The sequence below is a fragment of the Hoylesella enoeca JCM 12259 genome (assembly GCF_000613405.1).
Classification (GTDB): Bacteria; Bacteroidota; Bacteroidia; order Bacteroidales; family Bacteroidaceae; genus Prevotella; species Prevotella enoeca.
Map to the genome: position 1 here is coordinate 37256 of NZ_BAIX01000014.1, position 19987 is coordinate 57242.

Below are 19987 nucleotides of genomic sequence, written 5' to 3' on the forward strand. Positions count from 1 at the left end.
GTATATGACACGCAGGGTTATCATCTGATCGTCAAGACCAAAATGCTGCTTTCAATGTTAAAAATACGACATTACGACCCGAAAATTTGTTTTTTTAGAATATAAAAACTATATTTGCCGATATATTTTGTGATTTCGAGATTTTCGAAATCGTCCCTCGAGGTTGGTAGCTTCCTGCACCAACCTCTTTTGTCGACCTAAAACAGGAAAAGGATCACATCAAAACAGCTTTCAACTCACGCTTAGTCAGCTCCCAACTCACGGTATTTTGCATGCCAACTAACAGCTTTTCAGCGCGCGAAAAAAGCGTTATTTGCTTTGGGAAGAAGTGAAAACCGCCCAAAAAGCAACGTGCACCCTACCTTCACATCAAGATAAACTTAGCAGACAATTTTCACCAGATATTTGCACAAATCCACAAAAATATCTATCTTTGCAACAACTTTTAATGTTCTCAATACAATAAATTCGCAACGCCTATTGGTAAACATTTACTCAATCATAACATGTAAGAGATGAAGAATCTAACGGATATGACAGACGAGGAACTCGCTTTGGCATACGTAAATGGTAACAATAGGGCTTTCGACGTGTTGTTGGAGCGTAATCAGTCGAGGCTTTTTTCCTATATCCTATTCGTGGTTCGCGACCGTGAATTGGCTAACGATCTGTTTCAAGAGACTTTCGTGAAGATCATTACCAAGTTGCATGCGGGCAAATATACCACTACCGGGAAGTTCGGAGCATGGATATTACGCATCGCTCACAATGTGATGATGGACTGGTATCGGCGAAAACGAACGGACAAAACAGTGGAACAAGGTCGGGACAATGATCTGACGAATGTCAATCCGACCAATTTTCTCGATTTGAATATAGAAAATCACTATGTAAACGACCAAGTGATGAGCGACGTGAAGAAGATCATGGATCTGCTTCCCCCCACACAACGCGAGGTCGTTTTCATGCGGTTTTATCAGGAAATGTCGTTTAAAGAAATTGCAGAACTAACTCATGTCAGCATCAATACGGCACTCGGACGTATGCGTTATGCCGTGATGAATATGCGGCGAATGGCCCAAAAACATCATGTTGTTTTGCAATTGGACTGAGCAAAGGAGTTTCCCAAAGCTTTCAAACCATGGATGGCAGCAAGCGGATCGGCCGCTTTGAAGATATAGCTGCCGCTGACCAAGACATCTGTTCCTGCTTGCACAAGCCGGGGAGCAGTCTCTTGCTGTACGCCTCCATCAACTTCGATCAGGGCATTGCTGCCCGATTCGGTTATCATTCGGCGCAAACGCTGCACCTTTCGGATCGTATTCTCGATGAATTTTTGTCCTCCAAAACCGGGATTTACACTCATCAACATCACCATATCGACATCTCTGATGATGTCTTCGAGCACACTCACGGGCGTAGACGGATTCAAAGTGACCCCCGCCTTCATGCCGGCAGCGTGGATTTCTTGTATCACGCGATGCAGATGAATGCAGGTTTCGTAATGCACGCTCATCATCATGGCACCCGTTCGAGCCGTTTGATGAATATAAAACTCGGGATGAACGATCATAAAATGCACGTCCAACGGTTTGTTACAAACCTTGGATACAGCTTCTAAAACGGGGAAGCCAAACGAGATGTTGGGCACAAAAACGCCATCCATCACATCAAGGTGTAGCCAATCGGCTTCACTCCGGTTGATCATTTCTATTTCACGGCCCAGCTCTAAGAAGTTGGCCGAGAGCAGAGAGGGAGATACTAATACGCTCATTGCTGTTGCTCTTTTAATTCAAACTGTACACTTGGATTTTCCCGTTGATCTTGATCACGCGATAACTGTATGCCACTTGTCGGATGAAATTCAATGTTTTTTCTGACGGAACAGCTTTTTCAGGAGTAAAAATAGTCATAGGCAAATCTTTTATTCATGATTCATAATGCTTATCTAACGATGCAACGACCTGTTTATTATATGTCTATCGAATAAAAATTTGATTGCTTCAAGGAAAAAAGAATGAGAATATTGGGTGTTTGAAAAAATATCCTTACCTTTGCAATCGTTTAATGAATAGTCCAACATTTATACAAAACAATGAAGAGGCCTGCCGTTTTCTCACGACAGGCTTTTTCTTTCAAACAGATCTTTACGATATAACTATGATCATCAAAGTATGTGGAATGCGTGATCCCGAGAATATTCGCGCTGTATCGGCATTGGATATCGACCTGCTGGGATTCGTCTTTTATCCTAAGAGTCCGCGCTTTGTGCGGATGATTCCATCAGGCGCCGGCATCGTTCCCGATTATAGTCAGGAGCGTTTGGAGAGTGTTTCTGGCAGCAGCGAGGCGGTTAAACGGAATCAAGGAAAGAGATTGCAGCGCGTCGGTTTGTTTATCGATGATATGCCGCAGAACATCATTACGCGGGTATATAATTATCAATTGGATTACGTGCAGCTCCACGGCAACGAGCCACGTACCACTTGCGATAATCTCCGCAGCACGATTGATCCCGACATCCGACCCGGAATCAAGATCATCAAAACGATTCGAGTGCGAACAGAAAGTGATCTGAACCAATGTCGGGAATATGAGGGGGCTGTGGATTTGTTTATCTTCGACACGCGCAACAACACTGCGGACGACACGGGGAAACATTTCGATCCCACGCTTTTGGCACACTATGATGGTGAGATTCCTTTTCTTTTGAGCGGTGGAATTGGCCCTGACGATACAGATAAAGTCCTTGATTTCGACCATCCTAAATGTGTCGGCATTAATCTCAATCTGTATTTCGAGATCGCTCCTGCGGTGAAAGATGTGGACAAATTAAATGCTTTTATCAGCAAAATCAGGCAGAACAAAAGATAGATGAAAATTGTTATCATCGATAATTACGACTCTTTCACCTATAATCTTGCGCATTTGGTGAAAGAACTCGGTGCTGATGTCACTGTTTGGCGCAATGACTGTTTCAGTCTTTCACAACTTGCCACATTCGATAAAATCCTTCTTAGTCCTGGTCCGGGACTCCCGTCAGAAGCGGGTTTGCTGCTCGATGTCATCAACACTTATGCCGGTCGCAAACCCATTCTCGGTGTGTGCTTGGGACATCAAGCTATTGCCGAAGTGTATGGTGCCCGCCTTTTGAATCTTCCCGAAGTCTATCACGGCATTGCAACGATGGGAGTTCAACTGGGAAACGATCCGATTTTCACAGCTCTTCCGTCACAAATCGCAATGGGAAGATACCACAGTTGGGTGGTGGATCGCACCGGCCTTCCCGAAGTTCTGGAAGTAACCGCCCTCAGTAATGATGGGCAAATCATGGGATTGAAACACAAAAATCAAGATCTCCGCGGCATTCAATTCCACCCCGAAAGCGTCCTTACGCCACAAGGTCGCACCATTATGCGGAATTGGTTGGCTATGTGATAGGCAGAAACAAAGGACATATCAGCGAGCAAAAAGATAGATTTGAGAAAGAAGATAGATGTTCGCCTCGTTTTATTCAAACGTTTTCTTTATATTTGCAGCACAAGAATAGAGTTATATATGAACTGTAATTTATCGGAAAATCAGGCAGAGATGGAGCCAAACTCAAATGAAAATGTGATTGATGAAGCGCAGAAAAATCAAGAGATGGCTAACCCGTGGTATGCCGTGCGTATCTTTTCATCTAAGCAAAAAGAAATCGCCGACTACTTCGAAGCAAAAGGAATAACTTGTTTTATACCGATGGAATACACATGGATTGTTGATAAAGAGAATCACAAACGCCAGATCCTGAAACCTGTTGTTCGTAATCTTGCGTTTATAGAAAAAGTCATTTCAGAGAAAGCAATCCGTAAGATTGTCAACGAAATACCACATAAAATCTCTATCATACGCAAAGATCGCGAGCATCTTGATTATTATGAAATTCCCGCTAAGCAAATGAAAGAATTTCAGTTGATGTGTAATCCTGAATTGGAAATACGAAAATACATTAGCGGAGACGATGCCAAGCTGAAGATTGGTAGCCCCGTTACCGTGAAATACGGACCTTTGAAAGGTTTGAGCGGCAAACTCGTGCGACAGAGCAAAAAGTATTATTTGCTGAAAGAAGTGCCGGGAATAGGTGTGATGATCAAAGTGAGCCGTTGGTGTTGTCAGTCTATGTGAAATCATCAGGTGCTGAAATCCTGTTTTTACGATTTTGAGCCAATTATCCAGGGATGAAACCTTGTTTTTGCAATTTTGAGCCAATCATCCGCGGATGAAAACCCATTTTTTCGATTTTGAACCAATTATCCGTGGATGAAAACCCTTTTTTACGATTTTGAGTCAATTATCCGCGGATGAAAACCCATTTTTACGAATTTGAGTCAATTATCCGTGGATGAAACTGATATTTCTTGTTTTGCGTGCGTGCTTATCCCCAAAGCTGGCATTAGAATTCGCTGGTGAAATGAAACTTGATGTGCTTGAAATCTTGCTGTGCCATGCTTAACACATAGCCAGAATCGGCTAAGAAAACATCGCGGCCTTCGCGATCTTTGGCCATGTATTGATACTTACGTTTCTTGAAGTTGTCTAATTCCTGATCATCATCTGCCTCGATCCAGCAGGCTTTATAGAGATGCACAGGCTCCCAACGACATTTCGCATTATACTCGTTCTCCAACCGATATTGTATCACTTCAAACTGCAATTGGCCTACCGTGCCGATAATTTTGCGCCCGTTAAACTGGTTGACGAATAACTGCGCCACGCCTTCATCCATCAGTTGCTCGATACCTTTATTGAGTTGCTTGGTCTTCATGGGATCGTCATTCTCGATGTATTTGAACATTTCGGGCGAGAACGACGGTAATCCGCGGAAATGCAACTGTTCGCCATCGGTCAACGTATCACCGATTTTGAAGATTCCGTTATCCGGAAGACCGACGATATCGCCGGGGTAAGCCTCGTCAATGGTGCTTTTGCGTTGCGCCATAAACTGTGTGGGCGAACTGAAACGCACCGTCTTACCCTGCCGGACATGCAAATATGGTTGGTTGCGAACAAACTTCCCGCTGCAAACTTTGCAAAAAGCGATACACGAACGATGATTAGGGTCGATGTTGGCTGTGATCTTGAAGATAAAACCCGTGAACTTCGGCTCGTCGGGAAACACCTTGCGCTCTTCTGCCTGAGTGGCTCCGGGCGGGGGAGCAATCTCTACGAAACAATTGAGCAGCTCTTGGACACCGAAATTATTCAATGCACTTCCGAAAAAAACGGGGGCAACTTCGCCTGCGCGATAAGTTTCGATATCGAACGAAGGATAAACTCCGGCCACCAATTCTAAATCTTCGCGCAACTGAGCAGCCTCTTTTCCCCCAATGTGTTGATCCAACTCCTTGCTTTCGATAGCCACTTCCACCTTTTCGGTGACACGTTGTTTATCCGGTTTAAACAGATCGAGCTTGTTTTCATAGATGTTATACACACCCTTGAATTTAATTCCTTGGTCGATGGGCCACGACAACGGGCGCACTTTGATATGCAACTCGGCTTCGAGTTCATCCAACAAATCGAATGGATTTCGCCCCTCGCGATCCATTTTATTGATAAAAATGATGACCGGCGTATTGCGTGTCCGACACACGTCCATCAGTTTGCGGGTTTGTGTCTCAACACCTTTCGCACTGTCGACAACGATAATTGCCGAGTCAACAGCAGTCAAAGTGCGATACGTGTCTTCTGCAAAATCCTGGTGACCGGGCGTGTCGAGGATATTGACTTTATACCCCTCGTAATCAAACTCCATCACAGATGTAGACACAGAGATACCGCGCTGCTTTTCGATTTCCATCCAGTCGGATGTTGCCGTTTTGCGAATCTTATTGCTTTTGACGGCTCCAGCCACTTGGATCTGTCCTCCAAAGAGCAGAAATTTTTCCGTCAGTGTGGTCTTACCGGCATCCGGATGCGAGATAATCGCAAAGGTTCGTCTTCTTTCTATTTCGTTCATTCGTGGCTGTTCAGCTTATTTTTGTAATTGCTTGATGCACTTTTCGAGTGACTCTTCCCAATAAGGAATCGTGAGATGAAACGTTTCCTTGATTTTGGTTTTATCCAAGACCGAATAGGCCGGACGCTTCGCCGGTGTGGGATATTCACTCGTGTGCAAAGGGGAAACATCACAATTGGTGATTCCGGCAATGCGATGGATGGCCTTGGTGAAGTCATACCAACTGATGACTCCTTCATTGGAGAAGTGATAAACACCCGACTCCACACCCTGCTCTATGGCTGTCAAGATCGCAACAGCTAAGTCGTGCGCATATGTCGGCGTACCGATTTGATCGAAAATCACGCCCAATCGATCTTTTTCTTGTCCCAAACGGATCATCGTCTTGACAAAATTATTACCAAAGGTGCTATACAACCATGCCGTGCGGATAATCATTGTGCGGCGACAGAGTTTCTGAACGGCCAGCTCGCCGGCCAACTTTGTGCTGCCATACACACTGTCGGGGCAAGGCGTGTCGGTCTCTGTATAAGGCGTATGTTTGGTTCCATCAAACACGTAATCGGTCGAAATCTGAATCAACCAGCCGCTTCGCTTCTCCATGGCCATCGCTAAATAAGCCGGTGCTTCGGTGTTGAGCGCCGTGCAAAGTTGCTTATTCGATTCGGCTTTGTCCACTGCCGTATAAGCGGCACAGTTGACAATACCGTTGATGTCATGGTTGGCGACATAACTCTCGATAGCCGCTTGATTGGTGATGTCGAGTTCGTCGACATCCGTGTTAAACCACTTGTGTTGCGGATTCTCTCTTTCCAGCAGTTGCATTTCATTGCCCAACTGGCCGTTGCAACCTGTAATCAATATATTCATAATTCTTGTTTTTACTCCTTGATTTATATAGTCAGCCCGTTTATTCGTCTTCGAAGACGAGCCCTTCTGTCTTATCCTTGTGATAATAGTCGGCCAACATACCGATAAAAGTCGTGATTTCGCTCACGGCGTGATTGGTGTCGGGCGAGATTTCTTTGCCTTGCAGGCGCAGCATCATCACACCATAGAGTGCGTTGAAGCATGTTTCGATCTCGTTGATATCCTTTTCTCCACGGTTTCTCAACTCCACAATAAACGGCAAAACTTTGTAATATTCAGCGTTATAAAACGGGAATTTGCTGCTTTGTAAGAGTTGGACATGCAATTCCACGAGATCTTGCAGCAGGATGTTGTTGATTTGCAGATGCCCGTTTTCACGACATCCCTCTTGGTTCATCATCCTAACCAGATTACCATACCAATCTGCCATCTCGTCTTTTTGCGCCTCCGTGTAATCGAATCGGTCGATATATTCGCGACGGATTCGGGCCAACGAACAGCCATAAGCACGTATCAAATCCTCCACCTGCCACATATAGAGCAGATATTCGGCAATGCTTTTTTGTCTCAGTTGTTGTGCGATATACATGTTGTGAAATGCTTTCGTTATCCGATCAATACTTTGTGAATCTACTCCTAACAGCGGATTCAGTAATGAAACGTGTAAATATTGAAGATCGTCCCCACAAGAACCACCAGCGAAAAGACAATCACCACAGCCCCGATGATCTTGTTGATCAACAGGATTCCATCATTATCAAATTTGCCTCTGACCTTATCCACCAGCCAAGTCAGCCCAAACCACCACAGCAATGCGCCGAAGACAATCCCCGTGAAGCCTATGCTCATCTCGAATTTGTGGTCGGGAATGACAAAAGTGAACTGCGCAAACAGCGCCATAAACATAAAGATGATCAGCGGATTGGAGAAAGTCACCAGAAAAGCAGTCACGCCGTTGTGAATCAATGTGCCTTTCTTGCTGCCGCTGATGTGCATATTTTTCGTTGGATTCGCTCTGAAACAATACACGCCGAAGATCAAAAGAATGATGCTGGCAGTGATTTGAAGAACGAAACTGTTATGCGGATTCTTGATAAGATCCATCACAAAACTCATTCCCAAACCCGTGATTAGCGCGTAAATCATGTCACTCACAGCGGCACCGATACCTGTCACGAAACCATACCAACGCCCCTTGTTAAGCGTTCGCTGCACACATAGAATGCCCACCGGACCCATCGGTGCAGACGCAATAATACCGATCAAAATCCCCTTGAATATCAGGCTCAGAATGTCTATATGAAATGGAAATGACATAATGGATGCAAAATTGCAAAAATTATGCGGATTGGACAAATTTTCTAATTAAAAGTTTGCCTGCTAAGAGTTTTTTCTTATCTTTGCGCTACAAATGATTTGCGCTGCGTTTAACGCTTAATCGGCATGCAAAAGCATGCTAAACGTAACGCGAAAGACCGTTGAATACAAAGCAAACGACCATTAAACGATAACTAAAAAAATATAAAGGAACATGAACACGCAACAAGAGATTAAACCGTATGTAATCGGTTTGGATTTAGGCGGCACCAATTCGGTGTTCGGAATCGTCGATAGCCGCGGCGAAATCAAGGCCACTACATCCATCAAGACACAGGGTTATGACAAAGTGGAAGACTATGTGAATGCTTCGAACGAGGCGCTTCAACTGATCATCAACCAAGTGGGCGGCATTGACACAATCAAAGCCATGGGCATCGGTGCACCCAACGGCAACTATTACAGCGGCACCATCGAATTCGCTCCCAATCTGTCGTGGGGCCACGACGGTGTAGTGCCTTTGGCCGATATGTTTTCCGAGAAGCTGGGCATCCCCGTTGCGCTGACCAATGATGCCAATGCAGCGGCCGTGGGAGAGATGACTTACGGTGTGGCTCGCGGCATGAAAAACTTTATTATGATCACGCTGGGCACGGGCGTAGGATCTGGAATCGTCGTCAATGGACAGCTTGTCTATGGCAGTGACGGTTTTGCAGGCGAGCTCGGACACACGATCATCCGTCGCGAAAACGGCCGTACCTGTGGCTGTGGACGCAAAGGATGTCTCGAAACCTATTGTTCGGCAACGGGTGTAGCACGCACGGCTCGCGAGTTTCTCACCAAGTCGAGCGAGCCTTCACTATTGCGCGAAATGAAAGCAGCGGACATCACCTCACTCGATGTGTTCATGGCAGCCAACCAAGGAGACAAACTGGCACTTCGGGTATATGACTTCACCGGCGAGATTTTGGGCGAAGCATGTGCCGATTTCGCAGCATTCTCTTCTCCTGAAGCTTTCATTTTCTTTGGCGGACTATCTAAAGCAGGTGATCTCCTGATGAAACCTTTCGAGGATAGTTACAATAAACATGTCTTGAAAATCTTCAAGGGCAAAGCCAAATTCTTGTTGAGTAGTCTCGATGGAAGCTCTACTGCCGTGCTCGGCGCATCTGCCGTGGGATGGGATTTATAGAGATCTCCGAAACAACACCCAATAAACTGTCAAGCCGAATAACGCATGTTATTCGGCTTGATGCATTCTATATCGCTTGAAAAATCAGTGAATGAGCAAATAAAAATTAGTGCATGCACTAAATGAAAACAGTGCATGCACTAAACAAAAAGAGTGCATGCACTGACTCTAACTCGTGCATGCACTGATCTGACTGAGCTTATGCGCTCGTAATTATTCGATAACCACAAGCGGAGTATCCTCCATCACGCTCTCGCCTTGCTTCACACAGACAGCCGTAACCTTACCCGCTTTCTCGGCTTCGATATTGTTAGCCATTTTCATTGCTTCAAGAACAACGACCGTATCGCCCACAGCCACTTCATCGCCAACGGCAACTTTGATTTCAGTAATTACGCCCGGCAGCGGTGCTTTCACTGCATTAGCCGTATTGACAGGTGCTGCCGACGCTGTATTCTCTTCCGAAGCAGCCGGTTGGGCAGTTGCTTGGACAACTACTTTTTTCTTTTCCTGTTCGGGTTCCGGCTCCATTTCAACCTTGAATTCCTCACCATTGACTGTTACATTAGCAACATTTTCCTCGATGTCACCTATGGCAACCTTGTATTCTTTGCCATCAATTGTATATTTATATTCCTTCATTTGCTCTTAGGGTTTAGCTGTCATTGAAATGAATTTGGCATTCCACATTGTCGCACGGGGCGCTATCGTAATGATGCCCGGCTCTTTGTCGTGCACGTTATTGCCCCTGAACTCGTGCAGAGCCAATGCTATTGCCGCATAAATATGCTTGTCTTTCTTCAACATAATATATGTATTCCGAATTATGAATTATGCATTATGAGTTGTGAATTATGAATTACATTGGCATGCATCCGTGCTTTTTAGCTGGAAGATTCTGCCGTTTCGTTGCCAGTTGTGCCAGACCTCGACAGATGCGGAAGCGTGTATTGCGCGGTTCTATCACATCGTCGATATAGCCATATTGAGCTGCCTGATAAGGATTGGCAAACATTTCGGTGTATTCCTCTTCTTTTTCGGCCAGGAAAGTAGCTACATCTTCGCCGGCATCTTTTTTCTGTTTGGCCTCTTTCGCACAGAGAACGGCTACGGCACCGGATGCTCCCATCACGGCAATTTCGGCTGTCGGCCAAGCGAAATTAAGGTCAGAGCGAAGCTGTTTACATCCCATCACAATGTGACTACCGCCATAACTCTTGCGGATATTGATGGTTATCTTGGGCACTGTGGCTTCGCCATAAGCGTAGAGCAGCTGAGCACCGTGCAAAATTACGGCGTTATACTCCTGTCCTGTACCTGGAAGGAAGCCCGGAACATCGACTAAACTGACGATGGGGATATTGAAAGCGTCGCAGAAACGAACGAAGCGGGCGCCTTTGCGTGACGCATTCACATCGAGAACGCCTGCATAACTGGCTGGCTGATTAGCCACAATACCTACGCTCTGACCATTGAAACGAGCAAAACCGGTGATGATATTCTTTGCAAATTTCGGTTGAACCTCGAAGAACTCACCGTTATCCGTGATTGCGGAAATCACTTTGTACATATCATAAGCCTTGTTCGGATCGTCGGGTAACAGTTCGTTAAGGCTGTCTTCCATCCGATCGATCGGGTCTTTGCATTCGATGCGCGGTGCCTCTTCTGTATTGTTCGACGGAATATAGCTCAACAATGTCTTGATTTGTTGCATTGCGTCTTCTTCACTTTTCGCCGTGAAGTGTGTTACACCACTCTTCGTGGAGTGAACAGATGCTCCTCCCAAATGTTCCGAGTCGATGTCTTCGCCTGTAACTGTTTTAACGACTTTTGGACCGGTAAGAAACATATAGCTGGTATTCTCCATCATCAGCGTAAAGTCGGTGAGAGCAGGAGAGTAAACGGCACCGCCTGCACACGGACCGAGTATAGCCGAGATCTGCGGAACAACGCCCGAAGCCAGGATATTACGCTCGAATATCTCGCCATAACCGGCCAATGCGCAGATGCCTTCCTGTATACGGGCACCGCCCGAATCGTTCATACAGATCACAGGAGCTCCCATCGTCATCGCCATATCCATAATTTTGCAGATCTTCTGAGACATCGTTTCTGACAGAGAACCGCCGTTTACCGTAAAGTCTTGGGCGTAAACATAGACCAACCGGCCGTCTATCGTAGCAGAGCCGGCCACGACTCCGTCGCCGAGATACTGCTTCTTCTCCATTCCGAAGTTATGACAACGGTGGAGTTTAAACATATCATATTCTTCAAAACTTCCTTTATCGACAAGCATATCAATACGTTCACGAGCAGTATATTTGCCCCGTTCGTGTTGTTTTTGGATGGCTTTCTCGCCACCACCGAGACGAGCTTGCTCGCGTTTGGCGACAAGTTCTTTGATTTTCTCTGTTTGCTTACTCATAAATTAATTATTGTTCTTTGTCACAAAATATGCGCAAAGATACGAAGAATCATCGTAATATGGAAAAAAAACAGAAAATAACACCCATACCGGTGTATCAAATGAATAGAAGTCGGAGCTAACGAAAATCAATAACTCTTGCGACCAAGACAATCTAATTCAATACTCCATGCCATCAATTTCCACTCCTTGATTATCTGGCAGAATGACGCCCAAACATCTTCATACCGTAAATTCAATAGCAACAAAAGGGCAGAAAGATTCTCCTAAGTGCATCCGACTGATTTATATAATATGCGCTCGACGAACACATAAATATCAAGATTTCACTAATCCTAACTTTACGAACACCTATAATACGTCAAGATCACATCAAAAAAGATGACAGAAACTAATCTTTTCTCTATTTTCTAATCAAAATAGAGGTCGAAATAGATCAAATTTTATTTTTCTGATCAAAATGGGTGTCAGAAATTAACTGACTGGCTGATCGGTTAATTTCTGATTAGTCGGAAATTAACCGGATAGCTAATTGGTTAACTTCCAACACATCGGCTATGGTAAAATATCCATTTCTCCATCCTATTATGATGTATCGGATGGTCTGTTTTTATTTTAACACTAATATCTATTTTCATGCTCGGAAGAGGTATCAACATCATTCCACTATGATCTCATCGGTAAATATCCAGCCTCCTTGTCGATCGGCTTGGGCTTGGAAGCGGATGTAACGCGCAGTGACATCACCGGTCCATCGATGATTAGCGATGAAAAACTCACGCTGTTTGTCTCGGTTGGTGTGCCTATTATATATAGGTGTAAAATGTTTTCCGTCGTCCGAAACAGAGATAATGACATCGGCGGGAGCAAAAATATCGGGACCAATGGACTGCAAGAAATCGGCCGAAACACGATGAATGGTTGTCAGAGTACCCATATCTACAACAGCATCCAAGCGTCTCTCGCCGATGAAACCCTGCCAAACACCATCGCCGAAATCCCAATTCCCGCGCAATCCATCTGTCAGCGAGCCTTCGCCGGCAGCTTTATATTTCTCCTCATAAGGTGCATAATAGATCACTTTCTTACCGCGGGCCAAATGATTAATGGGTTGTCGAGATTCGGAACGACGCCCGATCTCCTTACTCAAATCAAAAGGATGATACCCATTTTGCTGCATCCAGGCTACCACAGCAAGCGCCCGACGATGAAAATCGGCATAGGGAGCCGGGCGGCGAGTCCATCCTCGTTCGGCAATGGCCAACAGACGGGGATAGAGCATATATTCTACATGATTTTCAGTGGTCACATATTCGGTCCAGAGATTGCCCTGCAAACCATTGACAAACCGCTCCACTTGAGTGCCTTTGAACTTATCGGGCACGGGATCATAACCATACACCTTCTCCAAAGGCAGATAACCACCAAATGACTTGGGTTGTGTCCACGGCACATCTTGCGCTTTGTCGAAATAACAAGTGCCTCCGGGAGACATAATCACATGGTGTCCGGCATGAGAAGCATCAATTCCTCCTGTTCGCCTCGCCATGACATCACAGCTGCATGGGGTGCGATCCTCCCTTCGAGAATCTCATCCCAACCCAACAATTTGCGTCCGTGCGCATTGAGAAACCGTTCGATGCGAGCCGTGAGATAACTTTGGAGTTCGGCAGTGGTGGCGAGTTGTTCGTCGTGCATCCTTTTTTGGCACTTCGGGCAACTCTGCCAAGCCTCACGCGAAGCCTCGTCGCCGCCGATGTGTATATACTCCGAGGGAAATATCTTCATCACTTCCGTGAGCACATTTTCCAAAAATCGGAACGTCTTCTCATTGCCCACGCAGAGATCCGAGAGTGCTTCACCGGTGCAAGAAAGTGCAGGATAGGCATGGTTGACCTCATTGCTGTGGCCCGGCATTTCGATTTCAGGAATCACGGTGATGTGTCTTTGTGCAGCATACCGCACGATTTCGCGCAATTCGCGTTGCGTATAGAAACCTCCGTAAGCGCCCGAATCGCCTTTGTGACAATAGCGACGATCGTTTTCATTCCACCATTTCTGCCAGTCGCTCTGTGTCCGATAAGCACCTTCGGACGTCAGTCGGGGATATTTCTTACTCTCCATTCGCCAGCCGCCGGCATCCGTCAGATGCAAATGTAAGCGATTGAGCTTGAAGTAAGCCAGTGCATCGATCTGTTTCAAGATGAAGTCTTTGGACCAAAAGTGACGCGAACAATCGAGCATCACACCGCGATAAGCAAAACGAGGCGAATCTGTGATCGAAACACTTCGGATGTGCCCGCTGTCGCAGAGTTGGCGCAGCGTCTGCAAACCATAGAACAATCCCGCAGCAGAAGCAGCCCGCACAATTATCGACTCAGGTCTAACCGTGAGCCGATAACCCTCTGCTTCCATCATGGGAGCAGTGTCGGTCAACAGCAATTGCACCGTATTGCGCGTCTCTGTGGACTTGGTTTTCACTCGCTTGACAGGCAATGAAGCCGCCGCATACGCACGGATGAATTTTCTGTCGCGGCCTTTGAGATTGGTATAGAGTGCTGTATGGACATCGAAAACAAATTCGCCGTCGTCCCACATCAATTGATTGGGTTGCGGAATGACATTCTGTCCCTGCACCGCAAACACGATTCCGAAGCAGACACAAAGAAAAACGAGCAATCTCTTCTTCATAAATTGATGAATTATTAATATTGTGAATCGTCTTAGTTATCAGTTCACAAAATTACAAATAAATTCAGAGATCAAAACGTTTCCTACGCCTATAATTCGCAACTAAGCGTTTATCGCCCGACAACTAACACTTAGTTGCACGCCATTTAACGCTTAGTTGCACGCTGATTAACCGTTAATTGAGTTCTAACTTGATTGCGCCGCCTACCATCAACCATAATCCCGGTTGCTTAACTCCGCCAATATCATAATATCTGTGAGCCGTGAGGTTATCGGCTCTGATATAGAGATTGTAGGTCGGAACATCCCATTGCACCTTGCAATCGATCTTCGTGTAAGGATGATAACCATTCATCCGCTGTTGCCAACGCAATGCCCAATTCGCTGACAGATGTGACCAAATGCGATGATCCACTGTCAACGTGACCTTATGACGCAAATATTCCAACGCATAAAGCGACTTGAAGATCGGTTGTGAAGTTTCATGCGTCTGATGAATATAAGCATATCCGGCTTTGATACGCGTGAGAAACGAATGCGAAGATATTTCAGTCACATAGACGGAAGCATCGATGGAAGCTCCCATATTATCGAGTTTTCCGATATTCAACGCATGATAGCGCGTGGCAGTAGCATTTTCAAACACCCAGTCGATCATATTTTGTCCTCGACTATAAAAGGAGTTGACTGTCGTTTCAAGTCCGGTAGTGCGATAACGCGCACCGAGTTTAAATGTTGAATTACGCTCGGGCTTCAGATTCTTATCACCTTTCTGCGCCTTATTGTCCGTATAGAGATCGGTGTAAGTGGGTATGCGCATCGCTTGATTCCATGAAGCAAAAATCTTCCAATGATCATCGGGACGATAAGCAATGTCAATACCGGGAGAAAAACGGAATCGATGATCAAGCCCCGTATGGCGATTGGCTAAGAGTCCGGCCGAGAAAGTCCAACGATCCAGCACCACATTGTGCTCTAAAAAGAGATTGGTGTTGTCGCGTCGACCCTTGCGTGTGTATTGACGATCACTTCCGCTGATATGGCGATAATCGTCGGGTGCAAGCTCTTCACCATAAGCCGTGCTCAACAATTGTTCATGACTGTAATCGATTCCGATAGCTGTCTTGCCCAATGTCCACGCCATATTGGCATTGAGCATACCTCCATAAACATTTAAGCGATGATAATTCTCACCGTTGGCAGCCCCTTCTCTCCCACGAATCAGCTGGAAATGGTCTTTAAACCGATTGAAACTGCCGCCGGCTACAATGTCTAATCCTTTGACCAGGTTGTGAAGAGTCAACGATGTGGAAGTAATCAGATGCGCCGTTTTTTCAAACTGATTATCAAATCTCGGGCTGTAAAACGTATTGGCACCATACCGTTGCGTATTCAATCCAAGCTGAAAATTGAGTCTGAATAAGTCGATTTTACCTAATTGGAAGTTGGTATAGAAATGTCCCTTTTCAAAATCGCTGTGCGGCGTTCCACCGTCAGACCGCGTGTAACCGCCACTTGCTAAAAGATGTCCCACATTCAAATACCCCATTTCATAACCTACACTGCCGCCGAATGTACCGAAAGAACCACCTTCACCGCTACCTCTGAGCCTGTCGCCATCGATCTTGCTACGTGTCACAATATTAATTGCTCCACTGAAAGCAGACGAACCGAAGATACGGGCCGATGCACCTTCGAGCACTTCAATACGCTCGATATCTTCTAAGGAAACAGGAAAGTCGGCTGCATTGTGACCCGTTTGCGGATTACTGATATTGACGCCGTTCAGAAGAATTGTTACCTGATCGTGCGTTCCGCCATTGATCGAAATGTCCGTCTGTACTCCAAAGCCACCGCGTTGACGGACATCCACGCCCGTGGCTAATTTCATTACATCGTTGATACTCGCTGCCGCCGCACGATGAATATCTTCGCGCGTAATGACAGCCACCACTTTGGCCGACTGCAAGGCAGTCAGCGGCGCTCGCGAACCAGTCACCACCACCTCATCGAGCTTCAACTCTTGTCTGTTTAGAGAGTCGGCAGCCATCATGGATCTCACTGCTGCACTGTCAGCCTTGGCATAAGTCAAGGTCGCAATGCTCAGCGTACCCACAACAACTTCTCTTCCCAAACAGTTGAAGAGCGCATAGCCCTTGCGAGAGAAGTGCTTGAATCGGATAATCGAGCGCTTGTTAAAACTGTTTTTTTTCATTACTCGTTTTATTAAAACGAGTGCAAAGGTAGTAAAAAGGAAAGAAAGAGAAGATACATCTTGGTCTTTTCCGCATGACTCAATAGGCCTCGCGATATTTATTTTCGTCCTTATCCGCAAGCATATTGAGATAAGATTGATAGCGACTTTGGGCTATATAATGATCTTCAACGGCCTTACGCACGGCACAACCAGGTTCATGCGTATGCGTGCAATTGCTGAAGCGACATTCTTTGGAGAAGTGAAATATCTCCTTGAAATAACTTGTCAATTCTGCGGGCTCAATATCAAAAGTGCCGAACCCTTTGATTCCGGGCGTATCGATAACATATCCCCCGCCGGGCACTGCAAGCATTTCACTAAACGTTGTGGTATGAATCCCGGTGTTATGAGCATCGCTGATTTCGGCCGTTCGCAGATGTACGTCTGGTATGAGCGTATTGATCAGGGTGGACTTCCCTACCCCACTATTGCCGCTCAACAGCGTAACCTTATCTCGGAGCAATGTCTTCAAACCTTCAATTCCCATTCCCGAAGTTGCCGAAATCGCATGACAAGCATAACCGACGGTGTCGTAGAGCGTCATCATCATATCTTGATAATGTTGCTCTTCGGCCGAAAGAATATCTGTTTTGTTGAATATCAGGCACACAGGAATACGATAAGCCTCCGCCGAAGCTAAAAAACGATCGATAAAAACACTGTTGGTCTGCGGATAATTCACCGTCACCAAGAGGAAGACTTGATCTATATTGGCCGCTAAAATATGGCTTTGCTTCGACAGATTAGAGGCCTTTCGGATGATATAATTGCGCCGTTCTTCGATGGAAGAGATAAAGGCTGTGCCCTCCTGATTACGAATCAGTTCGACATAGTCGCCCACGGCAACGGGATTTGTACTGCGAATACCTTTCAACCGAAAGTTACCCTTGATCTTACTCTCCACGATTTGTCCGTCGTCCGTACGCACCGTGTACCAGCTTCCGGTGTTTTTAATAACAAGTCCACGCATGGGTTAAAGGGGGAAAGGGAAAAAAGGAGAAAGGTGAAAAGGTTCATACAAACTGTCTTTTCACCTTTCCTCCCTTTCACTTTTTCACTTCTATACGGTCATAATCTCCTTATTCTTCATCTCCAACAAGTCATCTATCTTCTTGATCAACTTGTCATGAATCTTTTGCAAATCAGCTTCGGCATCTTTCTCGTTATCTTCCGACAAACCGTCTTTAATGGCTTTCTTGAACTTCTCTTTGATTTCCGAACGCACATTGCGCACTTCCACCTTGCTCTTCTCGCCGATCTTATTACATTGCTTAGCTAATTCGCGGCGGCGCTCCTCCGTGGGTTGGGGTATGCCCAAACGCACAATCTCACCGTTGTTTTCAGGAGTGATCCCCACATCGCTATCCATAATAGCCTTTTCGATGTCTTTGATGGCTTTCTTATCCCATGGTCTGATGGCGATAGTACGAGCATCCGGCGTAGAGATATTGGCCACTTGGTTCAGCGGAACCATCGATCCGTAAGAGTTAACACGCACTCCATCAAGAATCGCTACATTGGCCCGACCGGCCCGAATACGTGAGAGCTGCTCCTCCAAATATATCGCAGCCATCTCCATACGCTCCTCTGCGTCTTTCAGTGTTGCTTTAACGTCAATCATATTTAAGTCTATGTTAGTTACAATGATGCACAAATTTAGAGATTAATTAGCAATTAGCCAACACTTTCTCCAAGTTTTTAAAGATCACGATCGATGTCAACGAGCCAGAGACTCGGCCACAAGGCGGGCCAACTCCTCCAAATACTGCCGATCGACAGCATCGAATGTGCCCACTTCCGTGCTATCGATGTCGATCACGCCATACACTTCGCCCCGTTTGTCGAATATCGGAACCACGATCTCTGACCTCGATTGGCTACTGCAAGCGATGTGTCCCGGAAATTGTTCCACATCGGAGACCACAAGAGTCTGCGCCTTATCCCAAGCCGTTCCGCACACACCGCGCCCGCGTTTGATACGATAACAGGCCACCGGACCTTGAAACGGACCGAGCTGCAACTCCCCGTCGCGCACCAAATAGAAGCCTACCCAAAAATAGCAATCGGCAAAAGCATCGTGCATAGCAGCCGCGACATTGGCCAAGACACTCATTTCATTGTGTTCGCCGGCAATCAGTTCGCTGATCTGCGAGTACAACATTCTATATCGCTCTTCCTTTGTCTCCATGCCTGCAAAGGTAATATAAATCCAACTATTGTGCAATTCTCATCATGAAAAATTAGCGGTCAACACAGGGCTTTTGATCAATGGATGAAACATAAAAAATAAATTGCCCTGCGATTAACGGTTAGTTGTCGGCCAACTAACCGTTAAACGTCGTGCAAGATAATTATTAAAATGTATCTAATTGAAAATAAAGAAGTTACATTGTTAGTATAACTAAACAGGTAACGATTTAGAAACGAGCGAACTACTCGGCTTCGCTGTTTTCTGCCTAACAAAGAACGCTTGTTATTCCGTTTGCAAAGATAATACTTTGTTACCGAATAGCAAGCGTTTTTAATGAGATATTCTTCTTTTTGCATTTTTGTTCAGATTAGGGTTATAATCCTCTTCCACGTCCTTTCTTTCTGTTAGCTTGGTATCTGAGTTTGCGCTGCCATGCAGCTTCGGCATAGTCATTGCCTTGCGTAGTAGGTGTAATCAAATCGCCTAACTCTTCCACAACTTCATCGGCTGCGCTAACGATGGTGTCTGCCACCGCACCAATGGGATTCTGCACTTGTGGTGTGTCATTGTCTCGTGAAATTGAGGAGCGGCTTGGAGGTATGAGTTGATAACCTGTATCGGGATATTTGTTCTTGTCTGTTGGCTCTTGTACTGTTTGATGTGGTTTCCTTGACTCTTCCTTGTTAGTTGGTTCAAAATTCTTTTGCAAAGAACGGTAGCCGAACTCTCTGCCGATTTCGGATGCCTTGAATGTATGTTCTCCGTATGAGAACTTCAAACCATAGACCTTGCCCTGCTTGTTCTTCATACGCTCTATGGTAATGCCGTTCTTGTTCAACTCGTAAAGGAACATGGAATGCCCGGTGATGCTTGTACCTTTGTACTTGTCAAGCAAGGTGTAGCAGATATTCTGTACTTGTTGCTTTGTCTGTTCTCTCGTGGGATTGGCTTTTACCTTTTGGTGTTTCCTTTCCGCCTTGACCTCTTTTGCAATGGTCAAGTCTTTCTCCCTGCTTACTTCCTCAGTCACCCTTGCTGCCTTG

At 45.7% G+C, this 19987-nt stretch carries 18 protein-coding genes and 2 pseudogenes; 5 read left to right on the top strand and 15 right to left on the bottom strand.

Annotation, left to right across the window (positions count from 1 at the left end):
* Positions 1-515 precede the first annotated feature (515 nt).
* The gene (locus tag JCM12259_RS06150) at positions 516-1112 is read left to right on the top strand and encodes an RNA polymerase sigma factor (protein ID WP_025065790.1); all 597 of its coding nucleotides are present in this window, start codon (positions 516-518) and stop codon (positions 1110-1112) included.
* On the opposite strand, the gene rpe is transcribed toward JCM12259_RS06150, so the two are convergent.
* Both rpe and JCM12259_RS17530 read right to left on the bottom strand, forming a co-directional pair.
* Positions 1088-1774 (bottom strand): ribulose-phosphate 3-epimerase, encoded by a 687-nt coding sequence (gene rpe / locus JCM12259_RS06155; protein WP_025065791.1) that lies wholly within the window; start codon positions 1772-1774, stop codon positions 1088-1090. The two genes, JCM12259_RS06150 and rpe, sit on opposite strands and share 25 nt — an antisense overlap.
* Positions 1775-1787: 13 nt before the next feature.
* A complete protein-coding gene (locus tag JCM12259_RS17530) occupies positions 1788-1913 on the bottom strand; it encodes a hypothetical protein (RefSeq protein ID WP_257720271.1) in 126 nt (41 codons plus the stop codon).
* Between the two features lie 247 nt (positions 1914-2160).
* Here JCM12259_RS17530 and JCM12259_RS06165 point away from each other — a divergent pair, with 247 nt between their 5' ends.
* The 3 genes from JCM12259_RS06165 (at position 2161) to JCM12259_RS06175 (ending at position 4167) form a co-directional block, all read left to right on the top strand.
* Complete coding sequence (locus JCM12259_RS06165; RefSeq protein WP_025065792.1) at positions 2161-2874, top strand: phosphoribosylanthranilate isomerase; 714 nt, start codon at positions 2161-2163, stop codon at positions 2872-2874.
* Positions 2875-3438 (top strand): anthranilate synthase component II, encoded by a 564-nt coding sequence (locus tag JCM12259_RS06170; RefSeq protein ID WP_025065793.1) that lies wholly within the window; start codon positions 2875-2877, stop codon positions 3436-3438. It abuts the gene before it with no gap.
* Positions 3439-3558: 120 nt separating this feature from the next.
* Positions 3559-4167 carry a UpxY family transcription antiterminator gene (locus tag JCM12259_RS06175; RefSeq protein WP_025065794.1) on the top strand — a complete coding sequence of 203 codons (609 nt, stop codon included), beginning with the start codon at positions 3559-3561 and terminating at the stop codon, positions 4165-4167.
* Between the two features lie 268 nt (positions 4168-4435).
* Here JCM12259_RS06175 and JCM12259_RS06180 read toward each other — a convergent pair whose 3' ends face one another.
* The 4 genes from JCM12259_RS06180 to JCM12259_RS06195 are packed head-to-tail and all read right to left on the bottom strand — an operon-like array spanning position 4436 to position 8188.
* Positions 4436-6001, bottom strand: a complete 1566-nt coding sequence (locus JCM12259_RS06180; RefSeq protein WP_025065795.1) for a peptide chain release factor 3 — start codon at positions 5999-6001, stop codon at positions 4436-4438.
* Positions 6002-6016: 15 nt separating this feature from the next.
* Entirely contained in the window at positions 6017-6898 is an 882-nt protein-coding gene (gene rfbD, locus JCM12259_RS06185) for a dTDP-4-dehydrorhamnose reductase (protein ID WP_148299586.1), read from the bottom strand.
* 13 nt (positions 6899-6911) lie between these two features.
* Positions 6912-7460, bottom strand: coding sequence for a DUF4924 family protein (locus JCM12259_RS06190; protein ID WP_025065797.1), 549 nt, complete (start codon positions 7458-7460; stop codon positions 6912-6914).
* Between the two features lie 59 nt (positions 7461-7519).
* Positions 7520-8188, bottom strand: a complete 669-nt coding sequence (locus JCM12259_RS06195; RefSeq protein ID WP_025065798.1) for a LysE family translocator — start codon at positions 8186-8188, stop codon at positions 7520-7522.
* Positions 8189-8402: 214 nt separating this feature from the next.
* On the opposite strand from JCM12259_RS06195, the gene JCM12259_RS06200 reads away from it, so the two are divergent.
* Positions 8403-9380: an ROK family protein gene (locus tag JCM12259_RS06200; RefSeq protein ID WP_025065799.1), complete on the top strand. Its 978-nt coding sequence runs from the start codon at positions 8403-8405 to the stop codon at positions 9378-9380.
* 213 nt (positions 9381-9593) lie between these two features.
* On the opposite strand, the gene JCM12259_RS06205 is transcribed toward JCM12259_RS06200, so the two are convergent.
* The 9 genes and pseudogenes from JCM12259_RS06205 to JCM12259_RS06245 all read right to left on the bottom strand — a co-directional run.
* Positions 9594-10022, bottom strand: coding sequence for a biotin/lipoyl-containing protein (locus JCM12259_RS06205; protein WP_025065800.1), 429 nt, complete (start codon positions 10020-10022; stop codon positions 9594-9596).
* 6 nt (positions 10023-10028) lie between these two features.
* Positions 10029-10187 (bottom strand): hypothetical protein, encoded by a 159-nt coding sequence (locus JCM12259_RS16920; RefSeq protein ID WP_021583957.1) that lies wholly within the window; start codon positions 10185-10187, stop codon positions 10029-10031.
* A 52-nt stretch (positions 10188-10239) separates the two neighbouring features.
* Positions 10240-11805 (bottom strand): acyl-CoA carboxylase subunit beta, encoded by a 1566-nt coding sequence (locus JCM12259_RS06215; RefSeq protein WP_021583959.1) that lies wholly within the window; start codon positions 11803-11805, stop codon positions 10240-10242.
* A gap of 658 nt (positions 11806-12463) precedes the next feature.
* A pseudogene (locus JCM12259_RS14185) lies at positions 12464-14496 on the bottom strand (glycoside hydrolase family 20 protein).
* A gap of 175 nt (positions 14497-14671) precedes the next feature.
* Positions 14672-16711, bottom strand: coding sequence for a TonB-dependent receptor plug domain-containing protein (locus JCM12259_RS06225; protein WP_025065801.1), 2040 nt, complete (start codon positions 16709-16711; stop codon positions 14672-14674).
* 79 nt (positions 16712-16790) lie between these two features.
* A complete protein-coding gene (gene rsgA / locus JCM12259_RS06230; protein ID WP_025065802.1) occupies positions 16791-17723 on the bottom strand; it encodes a ribosome small subunit-dependent GTPase A in 933 nt (310 codons plus the stop codon).
* 90 nt (positions 17724-17813) lie between these two features.
* Positions 17814-18374, bottom strand: a complete 561-nt coding sequence (frr, locus tag JCM12259_RS06235; protein WP_025065803.1) for a ribosome recycling factor — start codon at positions 18372-18374, stop codon at positions 17814-17816.
* Between the two features lie 96 nt (positions 18375-18470).
* Entirely contained in the window at positions 18471-18941 is a 471-nt protein-coding gene (msrC, locus tag JCM12259_RS06240; RefSeq protein ID WP_025065804.1) for a free L-methionine (R)-S-oxide reductase MsrC, read from the bottom strand.
* A 376-nt stretch (positions 18942-19317) separates the two neighbouring features.
* Positions 19318-19987 (bottom strand): annotated as a pseudogene (locus tag JCM12259_RS06245) (relaxase/mobilization nuclease domain-containing protein); the annotation flags it as partial.

Bases quoted from the DNA above. Each gene is read 5' to 3' on its own strand.
- JCM12259_RS06200 (WP_025065799.1), top strand. From the start codon at position 8,403: ATGAACACGCAACAAGAGATTAAACCGTATGTAATCGGTTTGGATTTA.
- JCM12259_RS06175 (WP_025065794.1), top strand. From the start codon at position 3,559: ATGAACTGTAATTTATCGGAAAATCAGGCAGAGATGGAGCCAAACTCA.
- JCM12259_RS06225 (WP_025065801.1), bottom strand. From the start codon at position 16,711: ATGAAAAAAAACAGTTTTAACAAGCGCTCGATTATCCGATTCAAGCAC.
- JCM12259_RS06205 (WP_025065800.1), bottom strand. From the start codon at position 10,022: ATGAAGGAATATAAATATACAATTGATGGCAAAGAATACAAGGTTGCC.
- msrC (WP_025065804.1), bottom strand. From the start codon at position 18,941: ATGGAGACAAAGGAAGAGCGATATAGAATGTTGTACTCGCAGATCAGC.
- JCM12259_RS06165 (WP_025065792.1), top strand. From the start codon at position 2,161: ATGATCATCAAAGTATGTGGAATGCGTGATCCCGAGAATATTCGCGCT.
- rpe (WP_025065791.1), bottom strand. From the start codon at position 1,774: ATGAGCGTATTAGTATCTCCCTCTCTGCTCTCGGCCAACTTCTTAGAG.
- JCM12259_RS17530 (WP_257720271.1), bottom strand. From the start codon at position 1,913: ATGACTATTTTTACTCCTGAAAAAGCTGTTCCGTCAGAAAAAACATTG.
- JCM12259_RS06195 (WP_025065798.1), bottom strand. From the start codon at position 8,188: ATGTCATTTCCATTTCATATAGACATTCTGAGCCTGATATTCAAGGGG.
- JCM12259_RS16920 (WP_021583957.1), bottom strand. From the start codon at position 10,187: ATGTTGAAGAAAGACAAGCATATTTATGCGGCAATAGCATTGGCTCTG.
- rsgA (WP_025065802.1), bottom strand. From the start codon at position 17,723: ATGCGTGGACTTGTTATTAAAAACACCGGAAGCTGGTACACGGTGCGT.
- frr (WP_025065803.1), bottom strand. From the start codon at position 18,374: ATGATTGACGTTAAAGCAACACTGAAAGACGCAGAGGAGCGTATGGAG.
- JCM12259_RS06215 (WP_021583959.1), bottom strand. From the start codon at position 11,805: ATGAGTAAGCAAACAGAGAAAATCAAAGAACTTGTCGCCAAACGCGAG.
- JCM12259_RS06190 (WP_025065797.1), bottom strand. From the start codon at position 7,460: ATGTATATCGCACAACAACTGAGACAAAAAAGCATTGCCGAATATCTG.
- JCM12259_RS06180 (WP_025065795.1), bottom strand. From the start codon at position 6,001: ATGAACGAAATAGAAAGAAGACGAACCTTTGCGATTATCTCGCATCCG.
- JCM12259_RS06170 (WP_025065793.1), top strand. From the start codon at position 2,875: ATGAAAATTGTTATCATCGATAATTACGACTCTTTCACCTATAATCTT.
- JCM12259_RS06150 (WP_025065790.1), top strand. From the start codon at position 516: ATGAAGAATCTAACGGATATGACAGACGAGGAACTCGCTTTGGCATAC.